At 39.5% G+C, this 17,894-nt stretch carries 21 protein-coding genes and 1 tRNA gene; 5 read left to right on the top strand and 17 right to left on the bottom strand.

What is annotated here, in order from left to right; all coding sequences use genetic code 11:
• Nucleotides 1-83: 83 nt before the first annotated feature.
• Nucleotides 84-500, bottom strand: coding sequence for a GFA family protein (locus tag C3F34_RS12665; RefSeq protein WP_104442350.1), 417 nt, complete (start codon nucleotides 498-500; stop codon nucleotides 84-86).
• A 204-nt stretch (nucleotides 501-704) separates the two neighbouring features.
• On the opposite strand from C3F34_RS12665, the gene C3F34_RS12660 reads away from it, so the two are divergent.
• On the top strand, nucleotides 705-950 hold the full coding sequence (locus tag C3F34_RS12660) for a hypothetical protein (protein ID WP_016166830.1): 246 nt from the start codon (nucleotides 705-707) through the stop codon (nucleotides 948-950).
• Between the two features lie 97 nt (nucleotides 951-1,047).
• Entirely contained in the window at nucleotides 1,048-1,482 is a 435-nt protein-coding gene (locus C3F34_RS12655; RefSeq protein ID WP_044740236.1) for a PaaI family thioesterase, read from the top strand.
• A 44-nt stretch (nucleotides 1,483-1,526) separates the two neighbouring features.
• Here the strand turns inward: C3F34_RS12655 and C3F34_RS12650 are convergent, their stop codons facing one another.
• Nucleotides 1,527-1,973, bottom strand: a complete 447-nt coding sequence (locus C3F34_RS12650) for a hypothetical protein (RefSeq protein ID WP_104441743.1) — start codon at nucleotides 1,971-1,973, stop codon at nucleotides 1,527-1,529.
• Nucleotides 1,974-2,220: 247 nt separating this feature from the next.
• Between C3F34_RS12650 and C3F34_RS12645 the strand changes: the two genes are divergently transcribed.
• Nucleotides 2,221-2,296, top strand: a tRNA-Asn gene (locus tag C3F34_RS12645).
• A gap of 232 nt (nucleotides 2,297-2,528) precedes the next feature.
• Complete coding sequence (locus C3F34_RS12640) at nucleotides 2,529-3,443, top strand: hypothetical protein (protein WP_104441742.1); 915 nt, start codon at nucleotides 2,529-2,531, stop codon at nucleotides 3,441-3,443.
• Between the two features lie 57 nt (nucleotides 3,444-3,500).
• Here C3F34_RS12640 and C3F34_RS12635 read toward each other — a convergent pair whose 3' ends face one another.
• The 11 genes from C3F34_RS12635 to C3F34_RS12585 form a co-directional block, all read right to left on the bottom strand.
• A complete protein-coding gene (locus C3F34_RS12635) occupies nucleotides 3,501-4,157 on the bottom strand; it encodes a tRNA-(ms[2]io[6]A)-hydroxylase (RefSeq protein WP_026440877.1) in 657 nt (218 codons plus the stop codon).
• A 22-nt stretch (nucleotides 4,158-4,179) separates the two neighbouring features.
• A complete protein-coding gene (gene pdxJ / locus C3F34_RS12630) occupies nucleotides 4,180-4,905 on the bottom strand; it encodes a pyridoxine 5'-phosphate synthase (RefSeq protein WP_104441741.1) in 726 nt (241 codons plus the stop codon).
• A 13-nt stretch (nucleotides 4,906-4,918) separates the two neighbouring features.
• Nucleotides 4,919-5,629, bottom strand: a complete 711-nt coding sequence (gene recO / locus C3F34_RS12625; protein WP_016166836.1) for a DNA repair protein RecO — start codon at nucleotides 5,627-5,629, stop codon at nucleotides 4,919-4,921.
• Nucleotides 5,630-5,639: 10 nt separating this feature from the next.
• A complete protein-coding gene (locus tag C3F34_RS12620; protein WP_104441740.1) occupies nucleotides 5,640-5,837 on the bottom strand; it encodes an NF038104 family lipoprotein in 198 nt (65 codons plus the stop codon).
• A 34-nt stretch (nucleotides 5,838-5,871) separates the two neighbouring features.
• Entirely contained in the window at nucleotides 5,872-6,900 is a 1,029-nt protein-coding gene (era, locus tag C3F34_RS12615) for a GTPase Era (protein ID WP_016166838.1), read from the bottom strand.
• A gap of 6 nt (nucleotides 6,901-6,906) precedes the next feature.
• A complete protein-coding gene (gene rnc, locus C3F34_RS12610; RefSeq protein WP_016166839.1) occupies nucleotides 6,907-7,599 on the bottom strand; it encodes a ribonuclease III in 693 nt (230 codons plus the stop codon).
• Nucleotides 7,571-7,945, bottom strand: a complete 375-nt coding sequence (locus C3F34_RS12605; RefSeq protein ID WP_044739971.1) for a DUF4845 domain-containing protein — start codon at nucleotides 7,943-7,945, stop codon at nucleotides 7,571-7,573. Before C3F34_RS12605 ends, rnc begins: the two co-directional genes overlap by 29 nt.
• Before the next feature lie 23 nt (nucleotides 7,946-7,968).
• Nucleotides 7,969-8,796 (bottom strand): signal peptidase I, encoded by an 828-nt coding sequence (lepB, locus tag C3F34_RS12600; RefSeq protein ID WP_104441739.1) that lies wholly within the window; start codon nucleotides 8,794-8,796, stop codon nucleotides 7,969-7,971.
• 21 nt (nucleotides 8,797-8,817) lie between these two features.
• Entirely contained in the window at nucleotides 8,818-10,635 is a 1,818-nt protein-coding gene (gene lepA / locus C3F34_RS12595) for a translation elongation factor 4 (RefSeq protein WP_104441738.1), read from the bottom strand.
• Nucleotides 10,636-10,807: 172 nt separating this feature from the next.
• Complete coding sequence (locus tag C3F34_RS12590) at nucleotides 10,808-11,260, bottom strand: acyl-CoA thioesterase (protein WP_044739978.1); 453 nt, start codon at nucleotides 11,258-11,260, stop codon at nucleotides 10,808-10,810.
• Between the two features lie 161 nt (nucleotides 11,261-11,421).
• Nucleotides 11,422-12,801, bottom strand: coding sequence for a Do family serine endopeptidase (locus C3F34_RS12585; protein ID WP_104441737.1), 1,380 nt, complete (start codon nucleotides 12,799-12,801; stop codon nucleotides 11,422-11,424).
• A 229-nt stretch (nucleotides 12,802-13,030) separates the two neighbouring features.
• Between C3F34_RS12585 and nadB the strand changes: the two genes are divergently transcribed.
• A complete protein-coding gene (nadB, locus tag C3F34_RS12580; protein ID WP_171284970.1) occupies nucleotides 13,031-14,671 on the top strand; it encodes an L-aspartate oxidase in 1,641 nt (546 codons plus the stop codon).
• A gap of 83 nt (nucleotides 14,672-14,754) precedes the next feature.
• Here the strand turns inward: nadB and C3F34_RS12575 are convergent, their stop codons facing one another.
• From C3F34_RS12575 to pabC, 4 genes are all read right to left on the bottom strand, one after another.
• A complete protein-coding gene (locus tag C3F34_RS12575; protein WP_104441735.1) occupies nucleotides 14,755-15,180 on the bottom strand; it encodes a PaaI family thioesterase in 426 nt (141 codons plus the stop codon).
• Nucleotides 15,181-15,269: 89 nt separating this feature from the next.
• Nucleotides 15,270-15,869 carry a dTMP kinase gene (gene tmk, locus C3F34_RS12570; protein ID WP_016166847.1) on the bottom strand — a complete coding sequence of 200 codons (600 nt, stop codon included), beginning with the start codon at nucleotides 15,867-15,869 and terminating at the stop codon, nucleotides 15,270-15,272.
• A gap of 3 nt (nucleotides 15,870-15,872) precedes the next feature.
• A complete protein-coding gene (gene mltG, locus C3F34_RS12565) occupies nucleotides 15,873-16,937 on the bottom strand; it encodes an endolytic transglycosylase MltG (protein WP_104441734.1) in 1,065 nt (354 codons plus the stop codon).
• Nucleotides 16,938-16,944: 7 nt separating this feature from the next.
• A complete protein-coding gene (pabC, locus tag C3F34_RS12560; protein WP_104441733.1) occupies nucleotides 16,945-17,757 on the bottom strand; it encodes an aminodeoxychorismate lyase in 813 nt (270 codons plus the stop codon).
• Between the last annotated feature and the right edge of the window lie 137 nt (nucleotides 17,758-17,894).

Below are 17,894 nucleotides of genomic sequence, written 5' to 3'. Positions count from 1 at the left end.
TCCCATCCATTATTTTGTAAAAAAGAGCTCTACAACAGTTGAGCTCTTTTTTATTTCTATATCTTATAACTATCGACAGATATTTAGGGGTTAAACATCGCCACCACTTCAGCCTCTGTTAATTTTTTAGTTGGCTGATTCAATGAATAAAAATCGGGTTTATTATCAATGTAAATTTCCATGTCTAAACTCAGCTCTTTAGGCAATTCATCCAGTGCAAACACATTAATATTACAATAACTATGATCGTGCATACGCCAAAACAAAGTGGTCCCACATTGCTTGCAAAAACCACGTTCACCCCATTCCGATGATTTAAAAACTCCCAATTGATCCTGTTTTAAAAAAACCAAACTTTCAGGTTTTACATCAATCGTCATAAGTAAGCCACTACTTTGCCGACGACAAAGCGAGCAATGACACACATGAACTTGATAATTTGCTAAATTTACTTCAAATTGTGTTGTCCCACATAAACACTGCGCATGCCTTTTTTTCATTTTTGACACCTCTTGAACTATTTTAATTTTCATCAATGTGTATTAAAAAATAATTTTACTCATTCTACTGCTTACACTTTATAAATAAATGTAAACCCTATTTATTTTTATGAATCAAACATTTCGCAACACATTAAGCATAGCAACCTTTGGCTCGATCTTCTAATATACGCTCACACACAGCTAAATGCCTATGAGTTCATCATGCGCTATAAGATTATCGATGTATACCGACAACAAAATATTAAACGTTACATTGCTAAATGCTTAAAAGCCCGTTCACCGCAGTTTATCGTTATCGAAAGTGCTTTAACCCTTTGCCGTGATTTAGATATTGTTGATGTTGACTTCAACTCTGATCAAGCCACTTGGGCAACAGGTGAACGCATTTCTCTACATATTTTAACGGGAGCAGATAGCCTCGATAAAATTTATGAGCTAGATGCGTAACCCCCCAGTCTTCATCTTCACTTGACTTCATTTTGCGCTCACTATTATCTTAACCATATAGTTCCTTTTTAGAACTTGATAAATTAAAGGATTGCAAATGAACATAAAAGAAATGACTGGATTACAGTTGCTCGAAGCCATGTGTGCTGGAAAAGTACCTGCACCGAGTATCAGTGAAACGATCCCTATGGCACCCTATGAAGTCACACTTGGTAGCATTCATTTTAAAGCCAAGGCAGATCAGCGCCATTTAAACCCCTTAGGTGGCGTACATGGTGGCTTTGCAGCAACAGTACTTGATTCAGTAACAGGTTGTGCAGTTCACACTATGCTTGAGGCAGGTGTCGGCTATGGCACCATCGATCTTAATATTAAAATGTGCCGTCCAATTCCTCAAAATAAAGAACTCATTGCGATTGGAACGGTCATCAACATGAGTAAGAATTTGGGGATTTCTGAAGGAAAAATCATAGATGAAGAAGGAAAACTCTATGCGCATGCGACAGCCACATGCATGATTATTCGCGCGTAAATGCGATTGCACAACACCCCTTGGTGTTGTGCAATAATATTAAATTAAACATGATGAAAGGTTTTTTGCACAGATTTTAATTTCGACTGTGGTGCAGTTAAAGCTTTGTAATAGCAATAATATTTCAGAGTTCGTTCTAGCTGAACAGTACATGACGCATGCTGTGATTTCGACCAAGCTTGAGCTTGTAATGGCTTAGACCAGAGTTTGCCTTCTAAAGCATAAATATAAACACGTTCTTGCGCTTCGGTCTGCTCAGAAAAATATGTTGCAATCCAACTTTCACGTTCAGATTCAACCAACCACTTTTCTGAAAACCACAGTTGCAATAAATCACCTAAATATAATTGCACCGTAGCAAATGGTTGTATAGATACAAAAGCTCCTTCCACAGCCGTGTAATACAATTCTGGCTGCTGAATCAAAGATAAATAGTTTTCTTGATAATATGACAATTGAGAAAAAATTTCAGGGATGCTGAGCGTATTCATTCGCTTACTCCGATTTAGCCATTTTAGTGCTGGCAAGTTGGTTTAAATCCACACTGTTAAGGTTTATACCTCAACAACTTTCTTCAATTAATCTAACAACGCTTTTTTCAAAGTACAAGTCAAAAGTTAATTTTTTCTATAAATTCTTTTCATTTGCTCAAATATAAAACATACAACTTTAAAATCTCTCTTTTTATGCTAGTAATGCTTGACCTACTTTAAAATCTGCTTATAATCGCACTCAGATTCTCCAATAGCTCAGTCGGTAGAGCGACGGACTGTTAATCCGCAGGTCCCTGGTTCGAGCCCAGGTTGGAGAGCCAAATACAAAAAAGCCCGCAGCATTAAAGCGGGCTTTTTTATGCCTAAATAATGAAAAAAATATCTTATATTCTTTATAAAAAGTTCAGTATATGAATTCGACACACCATTCAACCTTGCGCAGGCTCAAAATTTTCAGCATTGTGCTCATCAGCTTTCTTATTCTGATCGGTCTTGTCTTAGTCAGTTGTCATCCACAAGGTAAAGTCGAACAACTGAGTAACACCCCCACCAGTGTTATATGATGCTGTTAATAATCAACCCATTCCCGCCACACAACAATGGATTATTCCTATAGGTCAATTTGACTCAAATGTAATTGAAACTAATTTGAACTTGAATGAATTAACCAAAAGTTTAGGAGATCGTGCTTGGCTTAGCCCATCCACTACATTTAATAATCAAAGCAGCCAACTCCATTTTTATTTGGATTTTGGTGGTCAACAGAGCTCTCGTAAAGATGCTGAATTTTATGTCCTACCTATCTGTACCAATGGGACATTAATACAAGCCTGTACATCCTTATCATCTCAATCTACCCCTACTCCATTTTTTAACTTCAATACAGCAAATAACACTGACTATCAAGCTATCCAAACCAATCAATCTTGGTACTTTTATGGACATAGCGATGCCTATGTACTTCCTGTTGTACACGCGCAACAATTACAATTTTTAGTGAATGCCCAAATACCCAAAGGTTATCAAAATGGTTGGGTTAGATTAAGCTTTAATGAAAACCCAATTACCTCCAAGCCTTCAAGCTTCTTTTTAGGACGTAACAAGCTAACTTATTTTCCATTGTTATTACTTTTCATTCCCTTACTTGTCGCTTATTTCTATCGTATTGACAGAGGGTTTCAAAGTTATCGGAATCTTTCTATTGGATTATTGGTCTGTATATTATTTGCCGTCCATAGTGTCATTTGGGATCTGCACTACATGACTATAGGATGTTTTTTTCTTAGCTTATCTGGTGTGCTTTATGCTTTCTCTAGACCCTTATACATGCTTTTTTATGGGATTGGAGCCTTGATGATTGCAGGCTATGCACAGCAATTTTATGCAGGATTTAATACTGCCTTTTTCATGCAAACTGGTCTTATTTTTTTGATTGGTATTGGACTTTTTTTCCGCAAACCTGATTAAAAAAAAGATTCAGTAAAATCATGGTGGTTCATCCAGTTGAAACACCATGATCTAACGTTACGCTGCAACTATGGCTGGAATACCACTATGGAAGCGGAAAGTTTCATCAGGCGATAGAATCAGATTTGCTTCAACTTCACGAATATGTTCAATGCGTTGCTGTATATCTTCTTCAGGATCCTTCAATTTTCCTGTTCGTGCAACATCTAGTGCCAAAGTCAAATAATCCTCAAAATGCCGTGATTCAGATTTAAGTAAATAACGGTAATAACGCCCTAACTCATCATCCACAAGCGGAGCCAGTGCATAGAAACGCTCACAAGAACGTGCCTCTACAAAAGCTCCAATAATCAAAATATCAATTAAGGCTTCTGGTTCATAAGTGCGAACTTCCTTACGCAATCCACCCGCATAACGCCCAGCACTTAAGTTTGACCACGCTTGACCACGCTTCTTCATAAACTCAAGCACTTGCTCATAATGCAGCATTTCTTCACGCACCAATTGAGCCAGCTTCACTTGAAGATCCGTAAAGAAGCTGTAACGAAACATCAGGTTCATTGCCGTACCTGCTGCTTTTTTTTCACAATTGGCATGGTCTTGCATCAGAATCTCAAGATGATTCAATGCTTCATCCAACCAAGCTTGTGGCGTAGTACAACCCAAGAAGCCAATGACTGGCTTCATTAGTTCATCGTAATTTATATTCGACATATTTGAATCTTAAAATAGATAATTAACGTGCAGCTTTAATCACTGCTTTCATTTCTTGCACAGCTTGCGCCAAACCAACAAATACAGCATCTGCAATTAGAGAGTGACCAATATTCAATTCATGAATCTCAGGAATTTGTGCAATCGGGGTAACATTTTCTAGATTTAAGCCATGACCAGCATTCACCACCAACCCCTTTTCGGCGGCATAGCGCGAAGCTTTCACAATACGATCCAACTCATATTGCTGTGCTTCAGGCGTTTCAGCATCTGCATAAGCCCCTGTGTGAATTTCAATGGTTGGTGCTCCGCATGCAACAGCAGCATCAATTTGGGCAAAATCTGCATCAATAAAAAGCGAAACATCACAGCCTATAGCAATAAGTTCTTGTGTCGCCGCTTTTACTTCTTCAAAATGACCAAGCACATCCAGCCCACCTTCCGTGGTTACTTCTTGACGCTTTTCTGGTACAAAACACACATGCTGTGGCTGAATCTCTTTCGCAAATGCAATCATTTCAGGCGTTACAGCAAGCTCCAAATTCATACGAGTTTTTAATACTGGACGCATACGACGCACATCATCATCTTGAATGTGACGACGGTCTTCACGCAAATGCAGTGTAATTCCTTCAGCACCCGCTTGCTCACAAATTAAAGCAGCATTAACTGGGTCTGGATACGTTGTTCCACGTGCTTGTCGCAAAGTTGCAACATGGTCAATATTTACACCAAGCAAAGCAGCCATCATTTTTTCCTAATCATGTTTTAGATTGAGTGTTTTGAATCCAAAGCTGGCGACTTTTCAACGGTCGATCTCCCAACAAGGATGTAATCATTTGCCTATACAGCTTCGACAATAATTGTAACTGTTCTAGGTTAAATTCCCTACCACTTTCATAATCCTGCATACTCAGAATCTGTTCACCCAACAGCGTAGAAGATGAAGCCCGAACAGTGGGAATAAAGCCATCATTTAACTGAAAAGCATAGTTTTGATGTACTTGAATCGCCTCTTGATTTGCATCAATTGTAAAATCAAGTGGATAACCCAATTCCTCTAATAATGCATGTTCAAATTGGCGTAGGATTTGTCTTAAAAATAGTGCTGGATTAGCGTGATTATTGAGTGTTTGTAGATGCTGAATGGTTGCGGAATATTGCCGAAAAGTTTCAGGCATTTCCACTTCGAGCGGACATAAGCGTAATAAAATTTCATTTAGATAAAAACCTGAAAAAAAAGCATCGCCAAAAAAGAAAATGGGATGATGCATAATTTCCAATTTACTGAAATTTTTGAGTTCAGACTTTCCTGATGCTTGTAGACGCAACGGTTGATATTGTGGAGCTGGAGTTTGTCTTAAAATACCATCAACTCGCCCATGCTCTTGGGTAAATAAATGCACAATATGACTACGTTCACGGTATTTTCTATGGTGAATTAAATAACCATGCAGTACTTCGTTACGCATGAGAAATTAACTAATCTTTCTTATCTTTATCATTCTTTTCGCTGTCCTCATCATCCCCATCTGGGATAACAGCACCAACCACTGCTGCGGTTCCTTTCACCACGCCTTTTGTGGTTTTATAAGCAATCTTTACAGGGACAGTAACGATCTTGTAGATACAACCTTGCAAAAACAACACACAAGCTATAACTGCAAATACTTTGACCATAACACTATCCCTATAAGATTTGTTTTATGAAGACTTAGATATCACTATAACCTAAGCTTTTCAGTGCTCGCTCATCGTCAGACCAACCACCTTTCACTTTCACCCAAAGCGTTAACATGATCTTTTGTTCAAACATTTTTTCCATATCGACACGGGCATCCATACCGATTTTCTTCAATTTTGAACCTTTTTCTCCAATCACAATTGCTTTTTGTCCTGGACGATCCACAAAAATTGTCGCATCAATATAAGTACATGCAGGTTTAAGTTTGCCTGTTTTTTCATGTACAACAGCATCTTCTATACGGAATGATTCAATTTGAACCGTTAAATCATACGGAAGCTCTTCACCGAGCTGACGCATAATTTTTTCACGGATAATTTCCGAAGCCAAGAAACGCTCAGAACGATCTGTTAATTGATCCAATGAATACATTGGTGGCTGGAAAGGTAAATATTTTTCAATAGTATCACGCAGATGTTCCAAGTTTGCCCCACGAAGTGCGGAAACAGGAACAATCTCAGCAAAATTCATTAATTTTGCACGCTCTTGAATCAAGGGTAATGCATGATTTTTATTTTCAAGCGTATCAATTTTATTAATCACTAAAATCACTGGCATTTCTGCATTTTGAAGTTTTTCCAAAACAAGTTCATCGTTTTGAGTCCACTTGTCTGCATCAAGAACAAACATGACCAAGTTTACGTCACGCAATGCAGAAGAAGCTGCACGGTTCATCATTTTATTGATGGCACGTACTTCTTTTTTATGCATCCCTGGAGTATCAACAAACACCGCCTGAGATTTTTCACGTGAATCAATACCGACAATTTTATGGCGCGTAGTTTGCGGTTTACGTGAAGTAATTGAAAGTTTTTGTCCCAGTAAGTGATTCATCAATGTTGATTTACCCACATTTGGGCGACCAACAATTGCAACAAAGCCACTTCTGAAATCAGAAGGAATGGTAGTGCCTTGTTCACTAAAAAACTGGCTAATTAAATCATTAGTGTCGCTTTGCGACTCGTGATCAGCATCGTTGTGATCGGAAGAATTTGACATGGCAGATTACTGCTCCAAAAGTTTTAAAATATCCGCCGCTGCAGCTTGCTCTGCAAAACGACGACTTGAACCTTCACCTTTAAATAGAGGTAAGCCCTCAACCGTACAATTCACCTTGAAATGTTGGTTAGGCGCATCACCTTGTATATCGACCACTTCATAAATAGGAAGCGGCTTCTTACGTGCTTGCAAATATTCTTGCAATCTTGATTTAGGATCTTTCAGTTGATCTGTCGGTTCGATATGATCTAGGTAAGGTTCATACCATTTTAGCACGATACGCTCTAATACAGTTAAGTCAGCGCAATCCACATAAATTGCACCGATAATCGCTTCAACCGTATCTGCCAAGATCGACTCACGATGATGCCCACCAGACTTCAACTCACCTGTACTTAAAATTAAGCTGGTGCTGAGTTTTAAATCATTTGCGATTTTACCTAATGCTTCTTGCCGAACCAAGGTCGCTCGCATACGCGTCAAACGACCTTCATTTTCATGTGGATAAGCATGGTACAAATAATTGGCGATAATCATTCCTAATAACGAGTCACCTAGAAACTCTAAGCGTTCGTAATTATATTTATGGCTTACCGAACGGTGCGTTAAAGCAAGCTGAAGTAACTCAGCTTGCTTAAACTGATAACCAATGCGATTCACCAAGCGAATATCACTTAGTTTGGGCTGACCTTTGATCAAAACTTTTCTCAAACTTTAACACTAAATCAATATTCAGTAAGAAAGGCTTTCTTACCTCATAACTCTTTTTCACTTGCAAACCATCAACATTGGTCACTTGAGCAATGTCTTCAAATTTAATATCGCGAACATTGTTCATATCTAAACGCTGCCCCATTTGGCTTGAAAATTTCGATGGACTGATATCAGCAGGGCTACTTTGCAGTAATTCTGTAATCTGACTATCAATCACACGATCATCCCAATAGGGTCCCCAAACTGCAATTGCAACCTTTGCTAAAAAAGCAAAACCTATAACTGCAATTAAAATACCAATATATGATGCACCTTTTTGATTTCGACGCATTTTTTATTTTCCATTTCGGTCAATTAATCAATTTTGCCGTTACGACTAAATGACGGCAGTTTAAAGCCAGGCTCTTTATGCATCCAAACATAGAATGCTCGCCCAGTTAAGTTCTCTTCAGGTACAAATCCCCAAAAACGACTGTCAGCACTTTGATCACGATTATCCCCCATCGCAAAGTAGTGCCCTTTAGGAACTTTCACTTCCCAATATAAACCATTTTCAGTTGAGTATTTACCATTTTCAATATAATTAATAAATGGTGCTTGACGAGCAACATTCACCCCTTCCAACTCACGCATTGTAAAGGTATGTTCGCCCAAAGTTTCCTTATGATAAATCGAAGTCGGTGTATCTAAGGCATCTTTCTCACGACTAAATTCCACTGGGACTTTCGCAACTTTTTTCCCATTAATCGTTAACTGACCATGATCATAAATAATATGGTCACCTGGCAAACCCACAACACGCTTAATATAGCTAATAGTCGGTTGTGGTGGATAACGGAAGACAATAACATCGCCACGTGCTGGTTCACCAACTTCGAGAATTTTCTTATTCACAATGGGTAAACGCATACCGTAGTCAAACTTATTTACTAGAATAAAGTCACCTGTCTCTAAAGTTGGCACCATAGAGTCTGACGGAATATTAAATGGTTCGTACAAGAATGAGCGTAAAACCAAAACCACCGCCAATACAGGCCAGAAGTCATAAGCCCATGTAATAATGAAGTTTTCATTACCCCTTCCCTTAGTTTGTCTTTGTTTTAATACAAACTTATCGAGTAACCACACCAAGAAAAAAATCAGGGTGGCAGGCACGAGTATTAAATTAAAATCAAAATCCATGAGCTAAACAACCTCTAATTCTTATCTTTCTACTTTCAACACAGCCAAGAACGCTTCTTGCGGGATTTCTACACTACCCACTTGTTTCATGCGTTTCTTACCTTCTTTCTGTTTAGCAAGAAGTTTCTTCTTACGTGAAACGTCACCACCATAACATTTAGCTAATACGTTTTTACGCATCGCTTTTACAGTTGAACGCGCAATAATTTGTGCCCCAATTGCAGCTTGAATTGCGACATCAAACATTTGGCGTGGAATCAAATCCTTCATCTTTTCAACTAATGCAATGCCACGATGGCGAGCATCTTGACGGTGACAAATCATAGCCAAGGCATCTACTTTTTCACTGTTAATTAAGACATCAACCTTAACTAAAGATGAACTTTCGAAACGTACGAAGTTATAGTCTAGCGATGCAAAACCACGTGAACATGATTTAAGTTTGTCAAAGAAATCCATTACGACTTCAGCCATTGGAATTTCAAAAGTAATCGAGACTTGATTACCCAAGAACTTCATGTCCTTTTGCACACCACGACGCTCAATACATAGGGTCATCACATTACCCAAGTATTCTTGCGGTACAAGGATATGACACTCAGCAATTGGCTCACGTAAATCTTCTACCGTTGAACCATCAGGCATTTTTGATGGACTATCGATATAAATTATTTCACCCTTTTTGGTTAATGCTTCGTACACGACCGTAGGCGCAGAACTAATCAGATCAAGATCGTATTCACGTTCAAGGCGTTCTTGAACAATTTCCATATGTAACATGCCCAAGAAGCCACAGCGGAAACCAAAGCCTAAGGCATCTGAACTTTCTGGTTCAAAGAACAATGCCGAATCATTGATTTGTAATTTTTGCAATGCTTCACGGAACGGTTCAAAATCACTTGAATCAATCGGGAACAGACCTGCATAAACCTGTGGTTTAACCTTTTTGAAACCCGGTAAAGTAGCAACTTCAGGGGTTGCTGCAAGCGTGATGGTATCACCTACCGGTGCACCAAAAATATCTTTAATACCCGCAATTACAAAACCTACTTCACCAGCTTCAAGGATATCTGTTTCCGTATGCTTAGGATTAAATACACCCACTGAAGTTACTGGATGAGTTTGACCTGTCGATTTAACCAACATTTTGTCGCCCTTACGGATACGACCTTGTTTAATACGAACTAAAGATACAACGCCTAGATAGTTATCGAACCAAGAGTCAATAATTAAAGCTTGTAAAGGCGCATCACGATCACCCACAGGTGCTGGAATCACGTCTACTAAGCGTTCAAGTACACCCTCGACACCCAAGCCAGTTTTTGCAGAACAAGTTGGGGCATCCGTCGCTTCAATGCCGATAATTTCTTCAATTTCGTGAATAACGCGCTCTGGTTCTGCTTGCGGTAAATCAATTTTGTTCAAAATTGGCAAAACTTCTAAACCTTGTTCAATTGCGGTATAGCAGTTTGCAACCGATTGAGCCTCAACACCTTGTGCAGCGTCGACAACCAACAATGCACCTTCACAAGCCGCTAAGGAACGAGACACCTCATAAGAAAAGTCTACGTGTCCTGGGGTATCAATGAAGTTCAATTGATACTCTTGCCCGTTTGGATGCGTATAATATAAGGTCACAGAAGCCGCTTTAATGGTAATCCCACGTTCGCGTTCTAACTCCATTGAGTCCAAAACTTGGGCTTGCATTTCACGATCTTGTAAACCACCACACATTTGAATAAAACGGTCAGCCAAAGTTGACTTACCATGGTCAATGTGAGCAATAATCGAAAAATTTCGGATGTTATTGATATCAACGGATTTTTTAGCTTGCGCCATGAGTTACCTTAAGAAAAAAATAGTGCCAAGTACAAAGCAGAGGTACTAAGCGTAAGCGGTTAAACAAATTGCTGCCGATTATAGCAGATTGCAAAAATGAAAAAGTGATAAATTCGTTTAAACGTTCAGGTTTTTAAGCCTGTACATTTTTCAAACATGTGTGAATTGGCTTTTAAACTATATAGCTATGTGAAAAATCTAATGGATTAATCTGATCATTTAAGGGTTGATACGCTTGCGAAAATGTCGGCGAAATACGTTTAGGTCTTCCTGTTGCAATTTCAACACATGCCCATTTGGTCTGCCCCATAAATAGCACAGCTTGATCGGCTGGTCGGTAAAAAACATACTGACGAAATAAATACATACTATTGATGTCACTTAGCCATGTACGTAACACAATTTGGTCGTCTAATAACGCTGCTTTTCGATATTGCACATGATGCTCGACTGCAACCATGGCATGTTTGAGCTCTAAATACTGTTGGATGCCTAAACCTAACTGATCAATATGTGCTGTTGCAATATCCTGCATCCACTGTACATAAACTACATTATTGACATGCCCCAAAACATCAATATGTTCTGGCTTTACCGTCAAATTTAAATCAAAAATCGCGCTCATTAATTTATTCGTCCTGTCCATGGTTACATTCATGTATAAAAACCATGTATATGTTTTTCACACTTAAGCTGATTTGACTGTCCGAACATCAGTCAAAAAAGCCAGTCTAAACTGAATAGACTGGCTTTTACTAGTTCATGTCATGATTTCACATGAAACTGTTAAATACGCATCCCTAAAATAGCACGCTGTCCTTCACGAATCAGTGAAACACGCACAATGCTCTCTTTCTTTAAGCCTGAAACTGTTTTGATGAACTCTTTTGAATTATTGATGGTCGTATTGTTCAATTGGGTAATCACATCACCAGGTAGAATTCGTGCTTGAGATGCTACCCCACCACGCATAACGTCTTGAATCAGTACACCACCTTTTATGTTCAGTTGTGCTAACTCAGAAGGTGATAAATCACGAATTGCTACCCCAATTTTTGGCCCAGCACTTTCTGCGCCCTGATCCACTTTAGCAGGCGTATCATCTGGAGCTGTGGTTAAAGTTGCTGAAATATTTCGTATTTTATCATCACGCAACACTTCAAGCTGAATGGTTTGATTCGGAACTGAACGATTTAAATAATTGAGTAATTCAGACGTGCGTGAAATGGATGCACCATTATATTTCAGTACAATATCACCCGACTTTAATCCTGCTTTGGACGCGGGCGAGTTCGCTGTTACATCGGTAATTAAGGCACCTTCAGGTTTTGGCAAATTGTAGGATTCTGCCAAATTACGGTCGATATCTTGCATCGATACCCCGAGATAAGAGCGAGTCACTTTACCATTCTTTTTCAACTGGTCGGCAATATCCATGGCGACATCAATTGGGATGGAGAATGACAAGCCCATATAACCGCCTGTTCCACTAAAAATACGTGAGTTGACCCCAACCACTTCCCCACGCTGGTTAAATAGTGGTCCACCCGAGTTACCAGGGTTTAAGGCAACATCCGTTTGAATAAATGGAACCGATGTTTCACCCATCATATTCCGCATTTTGGCGCTGACAATCCCTGCCGAAGCGGAATAATCAAAGCCAAACGGTGAACCAATCGCCAATACAGGCTCACCCACTTTAAGTTGATCCACATTCCCCGTTGTTAATGCAGGAAATTGATTACCTTTGACTTTGAGCAATGCCACATCGGTACGTTCATCACTACCAATCACCGTTGCATCTAGTTCACGACGATCATTCATCATGATCGTGACTTTTGAAGCATTTTCGACTACATGATGATTCGTCAACAAATAACCATCTTTACTAATAAAAAATGCACTGCCATAAGCCGTTTTTTCTTGTGGAACTTGCTGCTGCGGAATTATGACTTGATTACCAAAAAAACGACGTAAGATCTCTGGTACTTGTTGCTGCATAATTTCTTCTTGGGTCATTTTTTTGACCACATTCACGCTCACAACCGCAGGACTAACTTGCTCAACTAAATTTGAAAAATCTACTGCTGGTGCGGCTTGAGTTTGTACTGCCACCATTGTAAAAACCGCAGCATACATTCCTTTTTGTAAATAGCCACTTTTCATAAAACTCATTCACTCAATTATTGTTACGTATTAGACAAAAAATTTTTATCATAAAACTCGTTATTCTTGCGTAATAATATGTTCAATTATGTTTTAGCAAAACAAGTACTTATTTTTAGATGAAGTTATAGCAACTTGATTGCTTTTTCTGATAAGCACTCGACTATTTTACACTTGCCTTTTGTCGCAAAAAGCGTTGTCATTACCAAACTTTTTTTAAAATTAGCTGATGGAAATGTCTAATTTAAGCTCAACGCATCAATTTGATGTGATTATTGTGGGCAGTGGTGGCGCAGGTTTAAGTTTAGCACTGTCATTACCTCATCATTTCAACATTGCAGTTTTAGCAAAATCAACCCTAACCGATGCCAGCACTTATTATGCACAAGGTGGGGTTGCCGCTGTTCTGGATGAAACGGATTCCATTCAACAGCATATTGATGACACCATGATTGCAGGTGCGCATTTATGTGAACTTGATGCAGTCAAACAAACCGTTGAAGGCGGCAAACCTTCTGTCGATTTCCTGCTTAATAATGGCGTGCAGTTCACTTTAGATGAACAATCGCAGTTACATTTAACCCGTGAAGGTGGTCATTCACAACGTCGTATTATTCACGCAGCCGATGCAACAGGGCGTGCAATTTCGACCACGTTGGTACAACGTGCGCAAGAAAAAGACAATATTACGATTTTTGAAAATTTTATCGCGATAGATTTAATTACTTCGCAAAAACTCGGTCTAGACGAAGCGCATAATCGTGCCTTTGGTCTATACGCACTCGATGAGAAAACCGAACAAGTTCATACTTTCCTCGCACCGTTTACCGCTTTGGCATGTGGCGGAGCAATGAAAGCTTATCTGTATACCTCGAATCCTGATATCGCAACTGGTGATGGAATTGCCATGGCCTATCGTGCAGGGTGTCGCGTGGCAAATATGGAATTTAACCAATTCCATCCTACTTGCTTATACCATCCACAAGCCCGCTCATTCCTCATCACTGAAGCGATGCGTGGTGAAGGCGCTTATTTAAGATTGCCAGATGGCGAACGTTTCATGCTGCGTTTTGATGAACGTGCAGAACTGGCTCCACGAGACATTGTTGCGCGCGCTATCGACTATGAAATCAAGCGTTTAGGTATCCGTCATGTCTGGTTAGACATTACACATAAGCCAGAAGCCTTCGTAAAAGAACATTTCCCGACGTTGTATGCTCGTCTACTCGAATTAGGCATTGATATTACTAAGGAAATGATTCCTGTAGTCCCTGCTGCACACTACACTTGTGGTGGTGTGGTGGTTGATGAGCATAGTCAAACTGACATCCACGGTTTATACGCGATTGGTGAGACTTCCTATACAGGTCTACATGGCGCTAATCGTATGGCGAGTAACTCTCTGCTCGAATGTTTCGTCTATGGCATGAGTGCTGCTGCACATATTCAATCACATTATGTTGAAAACTATAGCTCGCCTCAAGTTCCAGAATGGGACGACTCGCAGGTCATGAACCCCGATGAAGATGTCGTCATTTTGCAAAACTGGGATGAATTACGTCAAACTATGTGGAACTATGTGGGCATTGTCCGTACCACCAAACGCTTACAGCGCGCCTTACACCGTATTGAAATGCTCAAGCGTGAAATCACGGAATATTATGAAGACTATCAAGTCAGTAAAAACCTGATTGAACTGCGTAACTTGGTGTTAGTTTCAGAAATGATTGTACGTTGTGCAATGGAACGTAAAGAATCACGCGGGCTACATTTCACTTTAGACTATCCTGAATTGGCGCCTGAACTACGCAAAACAGTACTCACTCCTCCAAACTTTCAAGTTGAAACACCTTTAGTGAATGCTGAATAAAATACAGCAGGTACAGTTATTTTGAACTGTACCTGCCTTTTAAACCATCAAATTTAAATAAGCACAATAAATCAAATGAGTCGTTATATCACTGTGCGCTGAGGTGGAACAGAATAAGTTCCTGTTACATGTGCCACAGGTTCATCTTCATTCACTGAATAGATCCAGACTTCGCCAACAATAAGAGATTTACCAACTTTCATCAGTTTACATACACCACGCAGGTCTTGCGAAGCTGCGGGTTTACGCAAAAAGTTAATGTTTAAATTAGTGGTCACGGTTAGCCCAACAATGCCAATTTCCCCAAGGATCGCAATATACAAAGCATAATCTGCAACCGTCATCATGGTCGGTCCTGAAACCGTACCACCAGGACGCAAATCTCGATCATCAATATGATAAATGACCGTTGTTGCCCGCTCTGTAATAGATTCAATCTCACATTTTTCCAAACTTTGCGGAAAATGTTGCATCAAAAATTGAATAATTTCAGCTTGTTTACTTTGCATATTCATTGCGTATTATGATCCGTCTTCCCTATTCGATCACCACTATAAAAGATTATTCAGTGATCGACACTAGGAAAATTGATCAACGATTACACCAAATATGACAGCGCTTGGGCAAAAACTTGTTCTGGTGTCTGCGTTGCGTCTAAACGTTTCATACGCTCAGGCTGTTGTTCCCAAAGCGTTTGATAACCTGCACGGACTTTTTCAAAGAAGCTGACTTTCTCTTGTTCAAAACGATCTAAAGCACCACGTTCACGCGCACGTGCCATGCCAGTTTCAATTGGAGCATCTAACCAGAAGGTAATATTCGGCATATGAGAGACAAAATGATCGTTTAATAAATTTAATTTGGTTTGATCCAAGCCACGCCCTGAACATTGATAAGCAAAACTTGCATCGGTAAAACGGTCACATAAAACAGTTTTACCTGCTTGCAAGGCTGGGACAATGACTTGTTGTAAATGCTGCGCACGCGCGGCATAAATCAACAATAACTCAGTATCATTTGACATTGATTCATCATGATTCACGGCAAGAAGTAGACTACGGATTTGCTCAGCCATTGGCGTTCCGCCTGGCTCACGCGTCAGCACGACATCTTTGCCTTGCTGTTGAAAATGCTCATGAATTTTACGAATGAGAGTGGTTTTCCCGACACCTTCTGTGCCTTCAAAACTAATAAACATGCTTCACTCCTGCTTCGACTTTAATACGGATAAATATTCTTTGACAGCGCGATTATGTTCATCCAAGGTTGCGCTAAATTTATGACCACCATTACCCGTGGCAACAAAATAAATCGTGTCAGAGTCATCTGGATGCATTGCTGCCTCAATTGCTTTTTTACTTGGTAAAGCAATAGGCGTTGGGGGTAAGCCACTCATGGTGTAAGTGTTATAAGCGGTCGGTGTTTTTAAATCTTGGCGGGTAATATTGCCTTTATAGCGATCTCCCATTCCGTAAATGACGGTTGGATCGGTTTGTAAACGCATCCCCTTTTGCAAACGACGCACAAAGACACCTGAAACTTGCTGTAACTCACTGTCCAAACTGGTCTCTTTTTCAATAATCGACGCCATAATAAGTGCTTCATATTTATCTTTATAGGGTAGATTCGGAGCACGATTTTCCCAAGCTTGATCGAGATTTTTCATTTGACGGCGGTACAAGTCTGTCAAAATTTTCTTGTCCGATTCACCTTTATTAAAGAAATAGGTGTCTGGTGCAAATAAACCTTCAGGATGTGAAAAAGGAATGTTCAAGGTTTGCAACATTTCAGCCTGAGGCAAGTTTGAAACCTCTTTTTTTACCAGTGGATTTTGTTGTAATTGCTCTACCAGTTGTTTAAAGGTGGTGCCTTCAATGACTAAAACACGATTCATCTGCGCATTTTCAGCGTTAGAAATAAACTCTAAAACCTGACGTACACTAATACCCTGATCAATTTCATAAACACCCGCTTTTAAGCTCTCGTGAATCATGATTTTTTGATAAAGCTTTAAAATCAAAGGGAAATGAATTTTGTTTTCTTTCGATAGTCGATCAATCAAACCTGAGTAACTATCCCCCTGACCAATGGCTAAAAGCTGTTTTTTCCCTTCAACTGGATAGGTCTTAAATAAACTCGACCAAAGAATACCTATGACAATAACTAGAAATAGCCCAATAAAAATTCCCCATTTTTTAGCGGAGAATGTTGCTGTCGGTTTGCCTTTTTTCGCAGGCTTTTTTTTCGGTTTTGGTTTACTGCTCATAATAAAATTAGGCTATCTGATTCAATTCTAGGGTATTAAAAAGTTCAATGCAGGGTTCAACCATTAATGTTTGCTGATCTAACACTGTGGCAATTTTCATGGGCTGCAAGGCATTACAGAAAAATAGGCTTTGTATATTTACTATCTCTTCCGATTTCACCAAACGCTGTTCGCATGGAATATCTTGCTGCTGCATACGACGAAGAATTTCAGCACGCATGACACCATGCACGCCATTATAACGAAGTTCAGGCGTAATCCATGTGTCATTTATGCGAAAGAAACAATTACTGCTTATCCCTTCAACAACTGAGCCTTGTACATCTAACACCAAAGCCTCTAGCAACCCCTGTTGATCGGCTTCTTGTTTAAGCATGACCTGTTCTAAACGGTTTAAAGTTTTTATGCCCACCAAGTTTGGCATACTCAAGCCCATAACACGCTGCAAGATACCCGACTGAATTTTCTGGTAATGAAATGTGTCGACAACTTGCGGATAGAAGAACACCCAGATATCGGCAACATGATCGGGCAGACTATAGCCGCGTTGTCCATCACCACGGCTAATGACAACTTTTAAAGTCCCATTTAGACACCCAAAACCTTGTTGCATTTCTACTAAAGTTTCAGCAATCAAAGTTAAGTTTGCATGAAGTGATAAACGTTCACATGCCAACTGTAAACGTGCGTAATGTAAGCGTTCCAGCTCAATCTGATTATTCACAATTCGTGCAGTCGTAAAGCAGCCATCGCCATAATGAAAAGCACGATCAAGTAAGCTGACGTTCGTAACTTCCTGTGCATTCTTAAAACAAAGCATAACTACCCCCAAAGATCCTGTTGTAGTTTAGGGACTAGATTATCCAACTTATTTCTTTTTTATTCATATCAAATTCGTTTTTTATTATTTTTTTTGCAAAAAACACAGCGCTATTCTTTGCTCATGTTAACGAACAT

Origin of the sequence: Acinetobacter sp. ACNIH2 (assembly GCF_002934965.1) — a bacterium.
GTDB classification, from domain to species: Bacteria; Pseudomonadota; Gammaproteobacteria; order Pseudomonadales; family Moraxellaceae; genus Acinetobacter; species Acinetobacter tandoii.
The sequence above is the reverse complement of the archived record's forward strand: the minus strand, read 5'-3'. Positions and strand labels throughout refer to the sequence as shown.

Bases quoted from the DNA above. Each gene is read 5' to 3' on its own strand.
- C3F34_RS12665 (WP_104442350.1), bottom strand. From the start codon at position 500: ATGAAAAAAAGGCATGCGCAGTGTTTATGTGGGACAACACAATTTGAA.
- C3F34_RS12660 (WP_016166830.1), top strand. From the start codon at position 705: ATGCGCTATAAGATTATCGATGTATACCGACAACAAAATATTAAACGT.
- C3F34_RS12655 (WP_044740236.1), top strand. From the start codon at position 1,048: ATGAACATAAAAGAAATGACTGGATTACAGTTGCTCGAAGCCATGTGT.
- C3F34_RS12650 (WP_104441743.1), bottom strand. From the start codon at position 1,973: ATGAATACGCTCAGCATCCCTGAAATTTTTTCTCAATTGTCATATTAT.
- C3F34_RS12635 (WP_026440877.1), bottom strand. From the start codon at position 4,157: ATGTCGAATATAAATTACGATGAACTAATGAAGCCAGTCATTGGCTTC.
- pdxJ (WP_104441741.1), bottom strand. From the start codon at position 4,905: ATGGCTGCTTTGCTTGGTGTAAATATTGACCATGTTGCAACTTTGCGA.
- recO (WP_016166836.1), bottom strand. From the start codon at position 5,629: ATGCGTAACGAAGTACTGCATGGTTATTTAATTCACCATAGAAAATAC.
- C3F34_RS12620 (WP_104441740.1), bottom strand. From the start codon at position 5,837: ATGGTCAAAGTATTTGCAGTTATAGCTTGTGTGTTGTTTTTGCAAGGT.
- era (WP_016166838.1), bottom strand. From the start codon at position 6,900: ATGTCAAATTCTTCCGATCACAACGATGCTGATCACGAGTCGCAAAGC.
- C3F34_RS12605 (WP_044739971.1), bottom strand. From the start codon at position 7,945: ATGCGTCGAAATCAAAAAGGTGCATCATATATTGGTATTTTAATTGCA.
- lepB (WP_104441739.1), bottom strand. From the start codon at position 8,796: ATGGATTTTGATTTTAATTTAATACTCGTGCCTGCCACCCTGATTTTT.
- lepA (WP_104441738.1), bottom strand. From the start codon at position 10,635: ATGGCGCAAGCTAAAAAATCCGTTGATATCAATAACATCCGAAATTTT.
- C3F34_RS12590 (WP_044739978.1), bottom strand. From the start codon at position 11,260: ATGAGCGCGATTTTTGATTTAAATTTGACGGTAAAGCCAGAACATATT.
- C3F34_RS12585 (WP_104441737.1), bottom strand. From the start codon at position 12,801: ATGAAAAGTGGCTATTTACAAAAAGGAATGTATGCTGCGGTTTTTACA.
- nadB (WP_171284970.1), top strand. From the start codon at position 13,031: ATGGAAATGTCTAATTTAAGCTCAACGCATCAATTTGATGTGATTATT.
- C3F34_RS12575 (WP_104441735.1), bottom strand. From the start codon at position 15,180: ATGCAAAGTAAACAAGCTGAAATTATTCAATTTTTGATGCAACATTTT.
- tmk (WP_016166847.1), bottom strand. From the start codon at position 15,869: ATGTTTATTAGTTTTGAAGGCACAGAAGGTGTCGGGAAAACCACTCTC.
- mltG (WP_104441734.1), bottom strand. From the start codon at position 16,937: ATGAGCAGTAAACCAAAACCGAAAAAAAAGCCTGCGAAAAAAGGCAAA.
- pabC (WP_104441733.1), bottom strand. From the start codon at position 17,757: ATGCTTTGTTTTAAGAATGCACAGGAAGTTACGAACGTCAGCTTACTT.